15 protein-coding genes are annotated in these 17,088 nt (G+C 64.0%); 7 read left to right on the top strand and 8 right to left on the bottom strand.

Features of this window, described 5'->3' with window-relative positions; translation table 11 throughout:
• Nucleotides 1-22 precede the first annotated feature (22 nt).
• From JST30_14430 to JST30_14405, 6 genes are all read right to left on the bottom strand, one after another.
• A complete protein-coding gene (locus JST30_14430; protein MBS1715523.1) occupies nucleotides 23-1,666 on the bottom strand; it encodes a DUF2961 domain-containing protein in 1,644 nt (547 codons plus the stop codon).
• Between the two features lie 34 nt (nucleotides 1,667-1,700).
• Nucleotides 1,701-2,576 (bottom strand): phosphate ABC transporter permease PstA, encoded by an 876-nt coding sequence (gene pstA / locus JST30_14425; GenBank protein ID MBS1715522.1) that lies wholly within the window; start codon nucleotides 2,574-2,576, stop codon nucleotides 1,701-1,703.
• A complete protein-coding gene (pstC, locus tag JST30_14420; GenBank protein MBS1715521.1) occupies nucleotides 2,573-3,529 on the bottom strand; it encodes a phosphate ABC transporter permease subunit PstC in 957 nt (318 codons plus the stop codon). Before pstC ends, pstA begins: the two co-directional genes overlap by 4 nt.
• Nucleotides 3,529-4,551: a PstS family phosphate ABC transporter substrate-binding protein gene (locus JST30_14415; GenBank protein MBS1715520.1), complete on the bottom strand. Its 1,023-nt coding sequence runs from the start codon at nucleotides 4,549-4,551 to the stop codon at nucleotides 3,529-3,531. Before JST30_14415 ends, pstC begins: the two co-directional genes overlap by 1 nt.
• Before the next feature lie 89 nt (nucleotides 4,552-4,640).
• Nucleotides 4,641-5,885, bottom strand: coding sequence for an alpha-L-fucosidase (locus JST30_14410; protein MBS1715519.1), 1,245 nt, complete (start codon nucleotides 5,883-5,885; stop codon nucleotides 4,641-4,643).
• A gap of 88 nt (nucleotides 5,886-5,973) precedes the next feature.
• Nucleotides 5,974-6,936 (bottom strand): prepilin-type N-terminal cleavage/methylation domain-containing protein, encoded by a 963-nt coding sequence (locus JST30_14405; GenBank protein MBS1715518.1) that lies wholly within the window; start codon nucleotides 6,934-6,936, stop codon nucleotides 5,974-5,976.
• A 160-nt stretch (nucleotides 6,937-7,096) separates the two neighbouring features.
• Between JST30_14405 and JST30_14400 the strand changes: the two genes are divergently transcribed.
• Genes JST30_14400 through JST30_14390 form a run of 3 tightly spaced genes read left to right on the top strand, consistent with a single transcriptional unit; the run spans nucleotide 7,097 to nucleotide 9,705 of the window.
• Nucleotides 7,097-7,669, top strand: coding sequence for an SIS domain-containing protein (locus JST30_14400; protein MBS1715517.1), 573 nt, complete (start codon nucleotides 7,097-7,099; stop codon nucleotides 7,667-7,669).
• On the top strand, nucleotides 7,666-8,736 hold the full coding sequence (locus JST30_14395; protein MBS1715516.1) for a glycosyltransferase family 9 protein: 1,071 nt from the start codon (nucleotides 7,666-7,668) through the stop codon (nucleotides 8,734-8,736). The genes JST30_14400 and JST30_14395 overlap by 4 nt, the downstream gene beginning before the upstream one ends.
• Complete coding sequence (locus JST30_14390) at nucleotides 8,737-9,705, top strand: bifunctional hydroxymethylpyrimidine kinase/phosphomethylpyrimidine kinase (GenBank protein ID MBS1715515.1); 969 nt, start codon at nucleotides 8,737-8,739, stop codon at nucleotides 9,703-9,705.
• A 586-nt stretch (nucleotides 9,706-10,291) separates the two neighbouring features.
• Here JST30_14390 and JST30_14385 read toward each other — a convergent pair.
• Entirely contained in the window at nucleotides 10,292-10,954 is a 663-nt protein-coding gene (locus JST30_14385) for a DNRLRE domain-containing protein (protein MBS1715514.1), read from the bottom strand.
• A 108-nt stretch (nucleotides 10,955-11,062) separates the two neighbouring features.
• On the opposite strand from JST30_14385, the gene JST30_14380 reads away from it, so the two are divergent.
• The 4 genes from JST30_14380 to JST30_14365 are packed head-to-tail and all read left to right on the top strand — an operon-like array spanning nucleotide 11,063 to nucleotide 15,889.
• Nucleotides 11,063-13,399 carry an endonuclease MutS2 gene (locus JST30_14380; protein ID MBS1715513.1) on the top strand — a complete coding sequence of 779 codons (2,337 nt, stop codon included), beginning with the start codon at nucleotides 11,063-11,065 and terminating at the stop codon, nucleotides 13,397-13,399.
• Nucleotides 13,396-13,806 carry a cytidine deaminase gene (gene cdd, locus JST30_14375; GenBank protein ID MBS1715512.1) on the top strand — a complete coding sequence of 137 codons (411 nt, stop codon included), beginning with the start codon at nucleotides 13,396-13,398 and terminating at the stop codon, nucleotides 13,804-13,806. The genes JST30_14380 and cdd overlap by 4 nt, the downstream gene beginning before the upstream one ends.
• Nucleotide 13,807: 1 nt before the next feature.
• Nucleotides 13,808-14,605 (top strand): hypothetical protein, encoded by a 798-nt coding sequence (locus tag JST30_14370; protein MBS1715511.1) that lies wholly within the window; start codon nucleotides 13,808-13,810, stop codon nucleotides 14,603-14,605.
• A gap of 48 nt (nucleotides 14,606-14,653) precedes the next feature.
• The gene (locus tag JST30_14365; GenBank protein ID MBS1715510.1) at nucleotides 14,654-15,889 is read left to right on the top strand and encodes an adenylate/guanylate cyclase domain-containing protein; all 1,236 of its coding nucleotides are present in this window, start codon (nucleotides 14,654-14,656) and stop codon (nucleotides 15,887-15,889) included.
• Here JST30_14365 and JST30_14360 read toward each other — a convergent pair.
• Complete coding sequence (locus tag JST30_14360; protein ID MBS1715509.1) at nucleotides 15,869-17,059, bottom strand: hypothetical protein; 1,191 nt, start codon at nucleotides 17,057-17,059, stop codon at nucleotides 15,869-15,871. The two genes, JST30_14365 and JST30_14360, sit on opposite strands and share 21 nt — an antisense overlap.
• Nucleotides 17,060-17,088: the final 29 nt, after the last annotated feature.

The raw sequence follows: 17,088 nt of genomic DNA, 5'->3' as shown, positions 1-17,088 counted from the left end.
GGAGTCCGACGAGGATACCTGCTCAGACACCTTCGTAGTAGATCGGGTTCGTCCGCCAGTCGTTGTCCTTGTCGTATCCGAACGCCCTCACCCGGGGGCGGCGCTCGCGGAGCCGGAGCGACTCGACCATCAACGCCTGCCCGGCGGAGAGGTGGTTCTTGCCGACGAGCCGCAGCGTCGCCGTATAGCGGCCGGGTTCGGGCCAGAAGTCGAGGAAATGGAACTCGCGCATGCCGACTTCGGGCGCGTAGAGGTCCATCGGCGAGCCGAGGACGACGCCGTCGAGGGCGAACTCGAAGGTCCCGTGGTCCGGGCCGAGCCCCATGACGAGCAAGAGGCGCAACGGCTCCTTCACGACGACTTCAAAGGGCAGCTCGACGGTCGTCTCCTCGCCTTCGGCCATCGGCAGGTAGAGCACGGGCCCGTCGAAGTGTTCGGGATAACGCTGGACTTCGCGCCGCTTGGCTTCCGTCGAGCGCCGTCCCGAGTATTCGAGCCGCGGGAGCTCGGCGTCGGGGTCGATGCGCTTCTGTCCGAACTCGAGGTCGGCGGCGACGACGGTCGTCCGCTCGATGGAGGGGAGCTTCCGTTCTCGGGCGTGGGGGGCGCGGGCGGCGAAGGTCGGCTTTCCGGTCTGGTACCAGAAGGCCACGCTGGCGTAGTCGTCCTCGCGGGGGTTCCAACTGTGGGCGCGGTGGTCGGCGTTCTCGTCCGGCGAGATCCAGCCGAACGTCTCGAACTGGACCTTGATCGACTCGTTGAAGACGAACGGGTCGTTGACGTGCCAACGGTAAGCGCTCGTATGTCCGCCGACGATGCCCCACTGGTCGAAGTACGGCACTCCGAAGTACGGCGTCAGCGTGCGTTCGAGGCCCCAGGCGCAGAGGAAGTAGTCCTCGGTGCCGGTCCCCCAGACCGACGGGATCGCTTCGCCGTCGATCGTGACCATCTCGTCGCCTTCGCCGAACCAGTAGGGGCTGCGCGTGCGGACGGAGAAGACGGTGCCGACGTAATGGCCCTTGCCCGTGGTCTCGAGGAGCGTGTACGGCCGGCCCGTTTCGAGGGGGTACGCCTGGGTGTACTGGGCATAGAAGTACGGCGTGTCCTCGGGGAGGCTGTCCTTCTTGATCCAATCGATGTTGTAGTAGAGCAGGCTGATCGGCTTGTCCGACTCGTTGACGATCTCGACGCGCGCGGACTTGTGGAACGGCATGTGCCAGAAGCAGTTGTAGCTGTCGCCGCCTTCGACGATGACGGCGGTGCTGACGACCTCGCTCCGCTTTCCGAAGCACCCGCCGAAGAAGTCGCCGACGGGGGCTTCGACCCCTGGCCGCTCGTCGCCGTCCCAGAAGATCCTCAGGAGCATCTCCTGGTGGTCGGCCGAGCCGTCCTTGGCCCACGGGTGCGCCTCCGGACCGAGGAACGTGATCCACATGTGGGTGATCACGCCCGGCCCTTCGACGTCCATCAGCACGTGGGTCGCGCCGGGCGGCACGCGGAAGTTGTCGCGGTTGCTCTTCTCTTCCAGGTCGCTCTTCGGTGGCGCGGTGGGATCGTAAGTGCCGTCGGGCCCTTCACGGAAGGTCGACGTCGCGCGCATGCTGCGCCCGGAGATCGGGGCGGCGAGCGAACCCATCGGGCCGGGCGAAAAAGGGTGGCCGTTCACGTGGGGCGATTCTGGCACGAGGGGTCGCCTGCGGTCAGCGCGCTCCGCCCAGTTTCGTCGTGCTCTTGTACCGGATCACGATCGCGGCCGAGTTCATGACGAGCAGGACCGAAAGCAGGACGATGATCGCCGCCGCGGCCGCGTCGTGGAACCCGACCTGGGGCCGGGACGACCATTCGAAGACCTGCATCGGCAGGACTGTGAACTTGTCCTTGACCGACTGCGGGACGAAACTGATGTAAGACACGGCGCCGATCGTGACGAGCGGTGCGGTCTCGCCCAAGGCTCGGGAGATCGAGAGGATGATGCCCGTCAGGATGCCCGGCATCGCCGTCGGGAGCACGACCCGCCGTATCGACTGCCACCGGGTACTGCCCAGCGCCAGCGACGCCTCGCGGAGGGAGAAGGGGACGGCGCGAAGGGCTTCGCGCGTGACGAGCACGATCATCGGCAGGATGAGGAGGGTCATCGTCAGCGCGCCCGCGATCACGCTCCGTCCGAGGTCGAACCAACGGACGAAGACGGCCAGTCCGAGAAGTCCGTACATGATCGACGGCACCCCGGCCAGGTTCGAAATGTTGACCTCGATCAGGTTCGCGATCCGACTCTTCTTGTCCGCGAACTCCTCGAGGTAGACGGCCGACGCGACTCCGATCGGCACGGCGAAGAGTGCGGTCAGTCCGACGACCGCGACCGTTCCCGCAAGCGCGGCTTTGATGCCGGCGTTCTTGGGGATGCTCGACGTGAAGTTCGTGAAGAACTGTGGGTTGAGCCGGCCGATCCCTTGTTTGAAGATCGAGAACAGGAGGACGATAAGGATCAACGTGACCGCGACGATGGCCGCGATGCACGCGGCCGTGAAAAGTCTGTCGGCCAGCTTCCGGGACGGACGCCGCGAAGCAAGGGTCACGCGTACACCTGCCGGAGCCTCAACACGAGCTTCCGAGCGATAAAGTTCAACGCCATCGTCATGATGAAGAGCGTCGCACCGAGCGCGAAGATGGTGCGGAACGCCGTGCTTCCGTCTGGAGTGTCCCCATGGCTGATCTGGACGATATAGGCGGTGATCGTCTCGATGCTCTTCCTCGGGTCGGCCGTCAGCGTCGGCGTCTGGCCGGCGGCGAGCGTGACGGCCATCGTCTCTCCGACAGCCCGGGATATGGCGAGGACGATCGCGGCCATGATCCCCGACAGGGCGGCCGGGACCGTGATCTTGCGCGTGACTTCGAACTTGGTCGCGCCGACCGCATAGCCGCCTTCACGAAGCGACCGAGGCACCGCGGACAGCGCGTCTTCACAGAGCGAAGACACGAGCGGCAAGATCATGACCCCGACCACGATCGCGCCCGACAAGGCGTTGAACACTTCGACGCCCGGAATCCAGGAACGCAACCAAGGCGTCACGACGAACAGTGCGAAGAAGCCGTAGACGACGGTCGGGATCCCCGCAAGGACTTCAAGGATCGGTTTGAGCACGCGCCGAAGTCCGGGTTTGGCGTATTCGCTCAGATAGACCGCGGCAAGGATTCCGAGCGGGACGGCGAAGATCGCAGCCCCGACCGTGATCAGCATCGTGCCGCATACGAGCGGTAGGACGCCGAAATGGGGTTCTGCGAACGTCGGAGACCACTTTGTCCCGGTTAAGAACTCGACCGGGGACACGAGTTTGAAGAAGAGGAACGTCTCGCGGGCGAGCACGCCGATGATGCCGGCCGTCGTCAAGATCGAGACCGAAGCGCAGGCGGCCGTGATCCAGCGCACGATCTTCTCGTCGCGCTTCTTGGTCCTGACGTGCTCTCTGGCCCCGGAAACGAACGTTTCCGGGGCCAGGGCTTCCTGTTGGCTCGCTTGGGCGGTGGCCATTACTTGGACTTGGAACCGGACAGGACGTCTTTGATCTTGATCCCCGTTTCGGCGCCGCGGAACACGGTTCCGGTCGTGCCCTTGTTCATGTGGTCTTCCACCGACTTGTAGTCTTCGTCGCTCAGGGGAACGTACCCGACCGTCCGGATGAGGTCCTTACCTCCGGTCAGCAGGAGCTTCACCAGTTCCTTGACCTGCGGTTTTTCATCCAACGACTTCTTGTTGACGTAGATGAACAACGGACGGGACAACGGTTGGTACGTGCCGTCGTTGATCGTTTCCGGACTCGGGGCCACGCCGTTGACCTTCAGGAGTTTCAGCTTGTCCTTGTTCTGCTCGTAATAGGCGTAGCCGAAGTACCCGAGGGCGAACTTGTCGCCGGCGACGCCTTGGACCAACGTGTTGTCGTCCTCGCTCGCTTGATAGTCGCTTCGGCTCGCTTTCTCCTTACCGTTGATCGCCTTCGTGAAGTAATCGAAGGTTCCGGAGTCCGTACCGGCGCCGTAGAGCTTGATCGGTTCTTTCGGGAATCCGGCCCGGACCTGGTCCCATGTCTTGACCGTGCTGTCCGGTGACCAGACGGACTTGAGTTCCGCCACCGTGATGTCTTCGAGAAAGTCGTTCTGAGAGTTCACCACGACGGAAAGGCCGTCGAACGCCACGGGTAGCTCGATGAACTCGATGCCCTTTTCCTTGCAGGCCGCGATCTCCTTCTCTTCGATCGGGCGGGACGCGTCGGCGATATCGATCTCGCCGGAACTGAACTTCTTGAAACCGCCGCCCGTGCCAGAGATCCCGACCGTGACTTTGACGTCCGGGTTCGATTTGCCGAACTCTTCGGCCATGGCCTGCATGATCGGCCCGACCGTGCTGCTCCCGTCGATGTCGACCGTGCCTGTGAGTTTGGCGCCGCCACCGGTCGAGCCGCCCGACGAGGAAGCGGATCCTGAGGTCGAGGGGCCGCATCCACCGAGGAGGGCGCAGGTCGCGATCGCGGTCCAAAAAATCTGTCTCGTGTTCATACAAGGGCCCCGGCGCGTTCCACGCCGCATCGTCCCGACGTTAACAAGGGCCCGTTAACGGATTGTTAAGGACAGGGACGGAAGCGGGGTCAGCGACTGAGTTTCGCGATCCGGACGACGGTGTTCGTCCCATAGGGGTACGTCCCCACGTCGAGCCTCGCGACGCCATCGTGGACGTCAAGGCCGATGGCCGTGCCGTCGTCGAGCCATTCGGCCCGACGGAACGAAGAGTCCACCCCCCTGAACGTCCGGAAACTGGGCTCTTGATCGTCCGACGCCAGGTAGACCGTATCCGCCGTGCGGGTCTGCCGGGTGACGAACAGGTAGAGCCCGTCTCCCACAATGAGGCCGAAGTCTTCGCCTTCTGCCGTCACTCCGCACGGCCGCCCTTGATAGAGAGGTCCGTTCAGCCCGCCGTGCAGGGCCGTCCATTCGCCGACCTTGGCGAGGGCCGCCGACTCGTATTCGGGAAGGCCGCCTTGAGCCGAGGGGCCGATGTTCATGAGGAGGTTCGCCCCGGCGCGTCTCGCGAAGCAAAGCTCCTCGATGACGTGGGCCGGGGAAAGGAAGTTGAAGTCCTTGGCCGCCGTGCCCCAATGGAAGTTCATCGTATGACACATCTCGGCGGCGACGTACTTAGGGGCGCCGTTTCGGTCGATCGGCTCAGGACGTCCACGCTCGAAGGTGACGGCGTCGACTTCCGCGTGGCCGCCGCGTCCCCGTTCGTCGACGCCCGTGTTGTTGACGATGATGGCCTCTGGTTGGTGCCGTCGGATCACATCGTAGAGTTCTCCGACCTGCCAGTCGGCGTCCGGACGGCTCCAATTGCCGTCGAACCAGAACCCGCCGATCGGGCCGTAACCCGTGCAAAGCCTCTCCACGCTCGCTCGCAAGTAACGCTGATATCCGTCCCAATCGGACTCGAAACGAGGATCGTTCCAGTCGAGGGTCGTGTGATAGATCATCGGGACGATCCCGCCACGGTGGCACGCCTCGACGAATTCCCTGACGAGGTCGCGACGGCAGGGCGTCCGGGTCACGTCGAGGTCCGAAAGGCCGTCCGTGTCGTACAGGCTGAATCCTTCGTGGTGGCGTGCGGTCAGTGTGATGTACCGCATGCCCGCCCGTTTCGCCAGCAAGACGAGGGCATCGGCATCGAAATCCTCGGCCGTGAACGAGTCCATCAACCGCAGGTAGTCGGCCCTCCCTGGCTTTTCGAAGTGCTGCACCCATTCGCCTCGGGCCAGTTGCGAGTAAAGCCCCCAGTGGACGAAGAGGCCGAACGCGAGGTCCTCGAAGGCTGAGATCCGGTCGAGGGGTCGAGGGGACGTCATAGGTTCGGCCTCGATTATAGAGGTCATAAAGTAGCGGAACCCGCCCGAAGTCTAGGGCGGGTTCCGAGCGAGCGTCAAGACCTTGCGGTCACTTGACGGGGACGCCGGTCAAGGGGCAGAGGACCGGCTCGCCGCTCTGGTTGTATGCGGCGGTGCCCCAAAGGAAGTTGTCGCACTGGAGGGTCTGAGAGACCTTGAGGCTCTTGGCGTGTCCATCGGCGAAGCACATGGTCACTCCGTTCGATTTACGACCGCTGTTCATGTACACGATGTGCGGGTTCGAGCCATCGCCGAACGGAATCGTGGACTGCTTGTCGAACAGGAGTTCGGCAGCTTTGGAAGACAGCGCGTAGATCGGCTTGTTGTTCGTGTTGCTCGTGTCGTAAGGGATGGTTCCGTTGGCGTCCAGGGCCAAAGCGTCGGTCGGCCTGTGGGCTTTGAACCGGACGCCGCCGGGGCCGCCGCCGCTCACGGCGTTGACGTATTCGGTGAACTCCGTAAGCACGATCGTTCCGGCAGGCTTGTCCAAGGCCGTGGCGCTGACGACCGACTGAGGCTGTCCGATCTTGACGCCGCCCACGCCGCCTCTCGGGCGAGGTAGCACTTGCTCGTTGACCGTGTAGCTCAGGCGGCACGCCTGGTTGTCTTGGATGTTCGGGTTTCCGGCCGTGGCCCCGCCCGGAACGCCGCACCCCTCGTTGTTGCCCATGAAGTTGGTCGGAGGTTGGCCGCCGAGCGGGTCGAAGGGCGACACGAAGATCTGCTTGTTCTTCACGTACGGCATGACCACGCCGCTCCAGTTCTGGATCCCGGTGTCGTCCAGGCTTCCGCCGGCGTTCGGGTCGTTGTAGTAGTAGGCGGGCATGTACACGTCGTCGTTGTCCTGCAAGTACATGTGCATGGCGGTCCCGATCTGTTTGTTGTTGCTGAGCCCGCTCGACTTCTTCGCGGCGAACTTCGCCTGGGCGAAGACCGGGAAGAGGATGGCGGCGAGGATCGCGATGATCGCAATGACCACAAGGAGTTCGATCAAGGTGAAGGCGCGTTTCATGTGGGGGTGCCTCTGGGAGCGACCGGATGATGCCTGGCAGAGCGTTAACACGCGGTTATCCTCGGACCGCCTTAACCGGACCTTCATCCAAGCCGAGCGGGAGGTATGCGGCTGCGCCTTGACAAAGCCGTCGGGAGTCCGACGGAGTACACTTCTACCGATGCCGGCCTCCTTCGCCGCCTCGTTCGCCGAAGCGGCGCGACTTCTCGAGGCCTTTCGACAGGATTCGAAGACGTTGTCCGTTCTCGGAACGGTCGCCGACGCGTTGGTCGCTTGTTTCGAGCGCGGCGACAAGGCGTTGGTCTGCGGGAACGGCGGCAGCCTTGCGGACTCGGTCCACTTCGCGGAGGAGTGGACGGGCCGGTTCCGGCAAGACCGGGAACCCTATCCGGTGCTGGCCCTCGCCGAACCGTCCCATGTCACCTGCGTGGCGAACGACTACGGATTCGACCATGTGTTCGAAAGGGGAGTGAGGGCCTTTGGGAAGACGGGAGACCTGCTCTTCCTGCTTTCGACGTCCGGAAACTCGCGCAACCTCGTGCTTGCCGCCGAGGCGGCCCGAAGCGCGGGCCTGACGACCGTCGGTTTTTTGGGTCGCGGCGGCGGAGACGTGGCACCCCTTTGCGACCTGGTCGTCATGGCTCCGGGCGAGACGTCCGATCGGATCCAAGAACTGCACATGCTGGCGCTCCATACGTTGATCGAGGTCGTCGAAGAGAGGCTGGCCGCGTGAGCAAGCGAGTCTTGGTCTATCAAATCGGTGCCTTAGGCGACACGATCGTTTCGATCCCGGCGTACCGGGCGATCCGACGGAACATGCCTGGTGCCCACGTCCAGATCCTGCAAGCCCAACTCGCGCCCGGCCGAGTCTCCCCGTCCGACCTGCTTGTCCGAGAGGGTCTGGTCGACAGCGTCCTGTCCTATCCTCTGGCACGCGACGGGTCCGGACTGAAGACCCGCTTGTCGGCTTGGTGGACCACGGTCATAGCCCGCCCCGACGTCATCGTCTACATCGGCCCGGCCGAAAGGACGCCGGAGGACGTCCGAAGGGACAGGCTCTTCTTCCGCATGACAGGCTTCGCCCGACTGGTCGGGTTCCACGCCGCCGACTACGCTTCCTACCAAAAGCGCGACGCAGCCGGACTGCTTCCACCGATGCCCGCACAAAGCAAGATGCGGCTCGATCGCTTGGCGTTGGACGGGTTCGACACGAAGCCGGACGACTTGCGACTGCCGTTGCTCCATCCTGACCGGTCCGAACAGGAGCGGGCCTTGGAGTGGCTTTCGGCGAGGCGGCGACACCCTGACCGGAAACTGCTTGCCATGGGCATTGGTTCGGCCCAAGGGAGCACGAAGTGGCCGCTCGAACGGTTCGAAGCCGTCGGCAAAGCGATGCTCGATGCAGGTTCAGTCGAAATCGTCGTCGTCGGAGGGCCGGCCGAAAAGGAGGCGGGGGAAGGCCTCGTCGCAGCCTGGGGCGACGGCCTGGTCGCAGCGGGCGAATTCGACGCCCACGGATCGGCCGCCCTGCTCAAGCTCGCGGACCTTTATGTCGGGCTGAACACCGGCACGACCCACGTCGCGTCGGCCGCCGGCGCGGCGATCGTGGCCCTCTATTCAGACCACAACCAGCCCGGTGAATGGGACCCGATGGGGGAAGGTCACACGTTGATCGACCATCGTGGGCCGTGCGGAGGGTGCCGTGTCACCGAGTGCCATGAGCCCGGACACCCTTGCATGAACGGCATCCAGACGGGCCCTGTCATCGAGGCGTTGACCCGGCGGATCAAAGAGGCTTAGATGGACCTCCGGGAAATCGTCGCCGGCTTCGAGGGGTTGCAGGTCGCCGTCCTGGGCGACCTCATGATGGACGAGTACCTCTGGGGGGACGCCTCCCGCGTCTCGCCTGAATCGCCCGTCCTCGTGATCGACGTCCAACGTGAAACGGCCGTCCCGGGAGGGGCCGCGAACGTTGCGGCGAACCTCATGGCCCTCGGCGCGACGACCAAGGTGTTCGGCGCGGTCGGGGACGACGGCGCAGGAGCGGACTTACGTGACAAGCTTGCGGAACGAGGAGCGGACGTCTTGGGCATCGTGACCGACGCCTCTCGGCCGACGACCCGGAAGACAAGGGTCGTCGCCCAGAACCAGCAAGTCCTCCGCATCGACAGGGAGCACGCCCACGATCTTGCCGGTCCCGTCGCGTCCGAATTGGCCCGTCGGCTCCTTGGTTCGATCGACGGCTTGGACGCCGTCCTGGCTTCGGACTACGACAAAGGGGTCGTGAACGAGGCGACCGTGCCACCGGCCGTCGCACGTGCTCGCGCAGGGTCCGTCCCCTTCCTCGTGAACGCGAAACCGGACAACGTCGGCCTCTTGAAGGGGGCTTCGGTGGTCACCCTCAATATCGGTGAGGCCTTGGCGGCGAGTGGGGACAAACGGTTCCGTACGGACGAGATCGGGGTTGCCGGGCAATCCCTTCGGGAAGCGATCGGGTGCGACGCGCTTGTCGTAACGAGGGGGCCGAAGGGGCTGGCCGTCTGGACGGACGATGCTCCGGCCGTCCTCGTGCCGGCAAAGCAAGTGGAGGTCTACGACGTCGCCGGTGCGGGAGACACCGTGGTTTCGACCATGACCTTGGCGGTCGCGGCCGGAGCGGGTCTTCGGGAAGCCGCCGAACTCGCCGTCCATGCCGCGGCGGTGGTCGTCGGCAAGGTCGGCGTCGCGACGGTCACACGCGACGAACTCCTTGCGCACTTTGAAGACTAGGTGAAGGCTGGAGGTCTGAACGGTCCTCAATGCGAGGCACGGCATGCGATTTGGTCGTTCGACGAACTCACACAACGTCTGACCGTCGATCTGTTGTCTCCGACCGCACGTGCCGTCCGCTGCGTTTCTGTACCGTTCGTCGCCCTCATTGCCGGTGCAGGCGGCTTTCTCCTTGCACAGACCCACCTGCCAAAGTCCGACCCCGCACCCATCGTTCTTGCGGTCGTCGCATTGGCACTCTCCACTCGTGTCGCCTCCATTCTTTCGACGAACAAGCTGATCATCGATGTGTCGAACGCTACTTATGAATGGCGACGTACGGGGTGCTGCTTTCTGTCGTCAGTCGAATCAGACGCCACTCCTGCTGACCTTACGGTCCTCACCCTGGAATCAGAGACTTCGGGCCTCTTTCGTCGACGGACGGTCTCCGTCGTTTTGGCGTCCGAGAGCCATGGTTGGGTTATGGAACTCAAGTCAGTGAAAGCCACAGGCCCAAGCGCGCAGGACGACATCGCCGAAGCCCTAGGAGTCGCCACCCGCCTTTCGCACGCTTTGGCGGTCCCGGAGATCAGTCAAGTGTAGACCGTTACTTACTGAACGTCAACACCAACTGGGGACGCAAAGCTTCGTCGTTCGAACGGGAATAGAACTTGTAGACCATCCCCTCTCCGCCGCCTTCCGGCGTGAGCTTCGACGTCAAAGCGATGGCGAGGTCCTTCGACGGCGAGGCCAGGGCTTTGTCGTAGGCGGCCTGGAAACCACCCTTACCTTTCGTCAGGTCGATCTCGACTTTGAACTTGTCTTCGCCTGCGGGCGGCTTGGACCAGCCGGTCCCGTAAACGGTGGCTTCGTCGTTGCTCGGGTGGACCTTCTTGGCCGTGTCGTACTCCCAGTTGGCCTCGTTCCAGTCGATCGTCAGCGAACGGGCTTCGACCGGATTCTTCTCCGCGTCTTGTCCCGTCCATCCCGGCTCCGGCGAGTGGGTCAGGACGAGCTTGGCGCCGGTAAGTTTGGAACCCTCGGGAGCGGCAGGAAGCTCGAATTTCAACATGCTGAAGCTGAACGGCAAGTGACCTTCGAAGGAGGAGCCGAGGGCGGCGTCGCCCGTGCCCCAGACCCTGAGGTAGGGATCCGATGTCTGGTCTTGGGCGAACTGGTAGATCCACACGTCGTCGGTCGGGAACAGTTTCTGTTCCAGCGCGGCCGAGTCTTGCCCGGCAAGAGCGAGTAGGCAAAGGACGGAGACCATGTATCGGATTCTACGCGCCGTCCGCGGCGGCGTCACGGCGGTCGGTGGGTCCCCAGACCGGATTGAGCCCTTTGACGCCGGTCCGCCCCGCCCGAATACAATCGGGACGTGCACGCGTTGCGCGTCCTGGAGTTCGAGACGGTCTTAGAGATGCTGGCCGAGCGGTGCGACACCCCCCAAGGTGCCGCGTCGGCTCGGGCGTCGACACCGTCGTTCGACCCGACCGTGGTCTGGACGGAACTTGAAAAGACGCGCGAAGCCGACTCCGTATTGGTCGCCGACCCGCTTCGAATGAGCGGACTGCACGATGTGGCCGGGCCGCTGAAGCTGGCCGAGAAGGACGCCGTCCTCGACGGGGCTTCCCTTTACAAAGTCGGCGAGTCGCTTCAGACGATGGCTCGGGCGAGAGACGTCCTCCACCGACATCGAGAGTCCGCGCCGATCCTATGGCGGCTTGGAGAGCGGCTTCCAGAGCTGCCGCGAGTGGAGGGGCGCCTCCTTGCCAGCTTGGACGGCGACGGATACGTCCGTGACGAAGCCTCGTCCGAACTGGCTTCGGCACGGAAGAAGAAGGCGTCGGCGGCCCAGAAGACCTTAGAACGGATCCAATCGTACGTTTCCGGTAAAACGCGCGACCTTCTCAGCGACACCGTCTACACGGTCCGTGACGGCCGCTACGTCATCCCGCTGAAAGCCGAGCACAAGGGCAAAGTCAAGGGCATCGTCCACGACACGAGCGCAAGCGGATCGACCGTTTATGTCGAGCCGGAGGACATCGTCGCCCTCGGCAACGAGCTTCGCCAGGCGGAAGCGATGGAGCGCGCCGAGACCGAGCGCGTCTTGAGAGAGCTGAGCCAACTCGTCGGTCGGGAAGCACCAGTGATCCGGGACGGACTCGATGCGGCGTCGGACATCGACCTCGCTCTCGCCCGGGCCAGGTTCGGCCAGGAGTCAGGGGGCTGTCTTCCCGAACGAACCGAAGGCCCTCGCATCGAGGTCCGTGAGGGTCGGCACCCGATGCTTCCGCGGGAGACGTGCGTCCCGGTATCGCTCAAGCTTGGCGGTGAGACCGACGTGCTCTTGATCACCGGGCCGAACACGGGGGGAAAAACTGTCGCCCTCAAGACGGTCGGATTGATCGTCGCCATGGCGCAGTCCGGCATGATGCCGCTGGCCAAGGGGGTCAAATTCGGCTGCTTCAAGCAGATTTGGGCGGACATCGGGGACGAGCAGTCGCTCGAACAGTCCTTGAGCACGTTCAGTGGGCACGTTAAGAACATCGCGCAAGCGCTGCGGAGCCTGGTCCCCGGAGCGCTGGTCTTGCTCGACGAAGTCGGTGCGGGGACGGACCCGGACGAAGGATCGAGCCTTGCCAGGGCCCTGCTCTTGGCCTTCCAGAAGGAAGGAGCCAAAGTCATGGCGTCCACGCACTACGGCGAACTGAAGCTCCTCGCAGCGAACGCGCCCGGCTTCGTGAACGCGTCGATGGAGTTCGACGAAGCGACGTTGCGCCCGTCTTACCGACTGCTCGTCGGAGTGCCCGGCTCGAGCCATGCGCTGAAGATCGCCGAACGGTACGGCCTACCCAGGGGCGTCCTGGAAGAGGCCCAGAGCGGACTTTCCGAACAAGAGGCCGACGTCGCGAAGATGATCGAGCGGTTGCAAGCGGCAGAGCGGAGGGCCGTCGAATCGACGGAAGAGGCCGAACGCCTCGCCACACGCCTCCGTTCCGTCGAGAAGGAGGCCGAGTCGAAGATCAAGAAGGCCGAGGAAGCCCGGAGGTCGGTCCGCGAGCGGGCCACCGAAGAGTTGGAGGCGCTGCTCCGCGAGATCCGGATCGAAGCCTCGGACGTGTTCGAAGCGTTGAAGAAAGACCCCACCCAGGCGGGGTTCGACCGGGCCCGTCAGCGCCTGAAAGAGTTACAGGAAGTCGGTCAAGACTTCGTCAGGGAATCGAAGGAGAAACCCGCCGAGCGGCCCGTCGGACCAGCTGCGTCGGTCATCGTGCGGGGCGCATCGGTCCGGATTTCGGGATTCACCCAGACGGGGACCGTGCTCGAAGATCCGAAGGACGGCAAGGTCTTGGTGCAAGCCGGAGCGTTGAAACTCACGTGCAAGTTGGGAGACCTGACCCCTGTGCCGACGTCCCAAGGCCCGATCCGGGCGCGCGGGGGCTCCGTCTCGTTGAGCAAAGCGATGACCGCCCGCCCGGAGATCCATTTGCGTCAGATGCGTGCCGAGGACGCTGGGGAAGAGCTTGCCCGATTCCTCGACGAAGCTGTCCTGGCGGGCCTCTCGAAAGTCCGGATCGTCCACGGCAAGGGCGAGGGTGTCCTTCGCAAGGTCACGCACGACTTGTTGAAGCGCCACCGCGATGTCCGGTCATATCACGAAGCCGAACCCGAGGAAGGGGGGGCCGGCGTCACCGTCGCCGTGCTGAAATGAGCCCGGAGTATCATGGGCCTCCTGTGGACACGCCCGCACTGCTCGAGGCCGCCAGACTCGCAAGGTCGAACTCGTATGCCCCTTACTCCGTCTACGAAGTAGGCGCTGCCGTGCTCGGCGAAGACGGCACGGTCTACAAGGGATGCAACGTCGAGAACGCTTCGTTCGGCTTGACGGTCTGCGCCGAACGGTCCGCGATCGTCACGATGGTGGGCGCGGGGTGCCGAAGGCTGAAAGCCGTCGCTGTGTCGACAAAGGACGGCGGGACGCCGTGCGGCATGTGCCTGCAGACGATTTTGGAGTTCGCCGGCCAGGACGACGTCCCTATATGGTGTGCGGACGACGAAGGTCAGGTCAGAGGACACACGCTCCGGTCGTTGTTGCCCCAAGGATTCAGGTTAGGTTGAGATGGTGAACAAATTCAGTCTAGCGGCGCTGGTCGCCGCCCTCTTGCTCATCGGTTGCGGCGGCGGCGGCGGCGGCGGTGGCGGCGGTGGCGGGAACGGAGGCGGCAACGGTGGGAACTCCGCCGGGATCGAACCAGGCCAATATCTCGAGTTCATCAGCAACACGAGAGCCGGTACGGACCTCGACCCGTTCAATCTTCAGCCGGGCGACGACGTCCAAGTGACCGTCGCCAACTACGACGGCCAGAACCGCACCGTTCTCGCGGGTCGGAACTACCAGGTCTCAGGCGTCGACCCGAGCACGGTCAGCATCAGTCCGACCGGCCGCCTTCGAGTCTTGAAACCGACGTCCGCGATCTTCACGGTCTCAGCGGACGCGACCGTCGCAGGCCAGTCGAAGTCCTACGCGCAGCAATCGAGCTTGATCCGCTACAACACATACGTTCGAGGCGTCGTTCGAAGTGAGAGCACCGGCGTCGGAATGCAGAAGGTCAACGTCCTGTTCTACGACCAGAGCGGTGCTTTGGTCGCAGGATCCCGGACGACGACGGGCGGGGTCTTTGAGGCGTCCGTCCCCATGTCGTCGAAGACGGTTTCGATCGATTCGGACTCGATTCCCGTGCCGAAGTATTACAAGTCGTATCTGTTCGGCGGCAAGGTCTACGTGATGGACGCTCAGGACTGCCGCGCGAAACTGGGGACGCTGGTCGCCGGCCAGGTCAACACGTTGCCCTCCGCATTGTCGGTGTACCAGCAGTCAGACGGCCCACCGCCACCGCCTAACGGATGCGGCGGCTGACCGAACGTGCAACCTTTAAGACCGCTCAGGCTGTAAAATCCGGTTGACGTGGGCTTAGAAGGCCAGTTGTTACCGAGTAAGAGGACGCTGAGCGACGATACGGTCGTTGAGATCCATATGCTCGCGTCCCGGTTGCGCCAGGATCTGGGCGAACTGGACGACGAAGCCATTCAGGCGATTTCGGAAGCCACGGGCGCGCCCGAGGACTACGTGCGCCTTGCCGTCCGCTCCGCTCCGGTGGAGGAAAGATCGACCTTCATCGACCGGATGAAGGGCGCGTTCACGGCCTTCGACCCGACGCTCCGCCGCGTCACCATCGCCAGTGTCCTTGCGGCCGGTTGTGGGCTCGCGAACGCGGTCGCGGGCGCGACCCGCGATTCGTCCGGCCTGTTCGGCGCCCTGGCGCTCATCGCCGTCATCGGCGCGCTCTGGAACAGTGCCGTCGCCAAGGACGTGCGCGTCGCCCTTTTGTCGGGGGGACTGTTCGGCGCGGTGTCGTTCGTCGTCATGGCCTTGTTCACGTTCCTGTTCAGTCTTCTCCCGCAAGTCCAGCTTCGAGGGCCGCACTCGATGTTCATGCTGTTGACGACGGTGCTCGGCGCGTTCGGCGGAGGCATCGCCCATGCCCTGTTCACGGCGAACCGGAAGAAGCTCGGCTTGCGCGATCCTGCTTCGGAGCGGCAAGAGCTGCTGCACCAGTTGCAAGAGATACAAGAAAAGCTGAAGTCGGACGAGCGGTTCGTGACCTTCGTCAGCCTGGACATCGTCGGTTCCACGGGCCTCAAAGCCGAATCCGATCCCTTGACCGTCGAGTTCACGTTCACGGAGTATCAGAAATTCGTCCAAGCGGTCGTCGAACGACACGGCGGGACGGTCCATTCGACGGCGGGCGACGGGACGACGTGCGTGTTCGAAAACCCGCAGATGGCGTACATCGCGGGTCGGGCTTTACTGGCCGGCCTTTTCGAATTCAACAGCTTTAGGAACCGCCTCGTCCGACCGATCGAGATCCGTGTCGGCGTCCATACGGGCAGCGCCCACATTCCCGGGCAGAACCTTACGAACGTGAATTTTGCCCACGTGATCGATGTCGCCGCGCACATGCAAAAGGCCGCGGCACCGGGCACGATGGTCGTCAGCGAGACCACGGCTAAGTACGTTTCGGGCGGGCTTGCCGGGATCGGATCCGAGGTCGTCGACGTCCACGGGTTCCAAGCCGCCCAATGGCGACCGCGGGTCGCGATCGATGCGCTTCCGAAGGCCTCAGAGGTCGCCGGACTCTAGCGCCAGGTCGCTCGAACCGTCCTGTCCCCCGTCGTCCAGGCCGTCCGGGCCGACGCTGTAAACGCTGAAATCCCCGCCCGCTGACCGGTACACGAACGGCCGGCCCGTGTAAGGGTCCGTGACCAACGATTCCGGAAGTTTCGACAGGTTTGCCGGTGCCTGCCCCGTGACTTTGACCTTGGCCGTGGCCCATGCGGAGAGGGCCAAAAGCCGCGTCCGGGCCAGGCACGCGTCATGGAGGGCCAGGGTCGGTTCCACGGTCTCGAACAAGGCCCTGGAGAACCTTCGCCAAGGGCGGTCTGCGCCGGCCGGCTCCCATGGGGAGCGGTCGACGGCGGGCTTGTCGGCCTGGCCGGCCCAGTGGTCCGCATAGTCCTTGGCTTCCGCCGCGAAGCCCTCGAAGTAGGCCGGGCGCTTAGAGTCGGACAGGTCCTTGAGATAGGAGACGGCGGGCTTAGTGTCTTTGCCGAGCCTCTGGGTCAGGTCGTCGAACCGTTGCGCGCGATAGCAGTCCTGGACGAACTGGACTCCGAGCATCATGCGTCGTTTCTCGTGTTCGATGGCCGCCATGGTCCCCGGGTAGTCCGAGAGGATCTTCCTGAGCCCTGCGTCCAGTCGGGTCAACTGTTGTGCGGAGACCTCGCCGACATGGGGCGCGAACGCTTGTCTGGCCTCGTTGCAGACGGCGAACCCGAGGGACGCGGTCGGAGCGTCGCCTTGGGTCAGGTCCAGTCCGAACTTCGTAGCGGTCAAGAGGTCTTCGACCGCCCTTCCGGTGTCTCCGGATTCGAAGCAGGAGCGGATCCGCCAAGCCAGCCCTCGGCCCAGAAGCCGCCACCCTCGGGCGGACGGTTCCGTGTCGAACGCGGATTCCGGACGATACGAGTAGTCGCAACGGCCTTGGCACGCCTTAGAGAGCCTGTCAAGGCTGGGCCCGAGCCTGTCCATCGCGGATTTTCGGGCCCCGTCGGAAAACGTGACCTTTGCCGAGTCTTCAGGAAGGAGTTTCACGACGGAGTCGGCCAAGGCGACATAGGCCGCGAACGTGCCGCCGGGTGCCGGCCTCGGCGAAGGGCCGCCGTCGGCCCATTCCGGGTACGGCGCGGTCGTCGATTGCCGGCATCCGGATAGCACGGTCAGACCGATCAAGAGGAGTGACGTCCGTGTCACGGTTCTATGGTACCAAGCCCGGCCCTTGC

The sequence above is a fragment of the Armatimonadota bacterium genome, from assembly GCA_018268395.1.
GTDB lineage: Bacteria > Armatimonadota > Fimbriimonadia > Fimbriimonadales > Fimbriimonadaceae > JAEURO01.
Note: the sequence above shows the minus strand (reverse complement) of the source record. Positions and strands in the feature narration are given on the sequence as shown.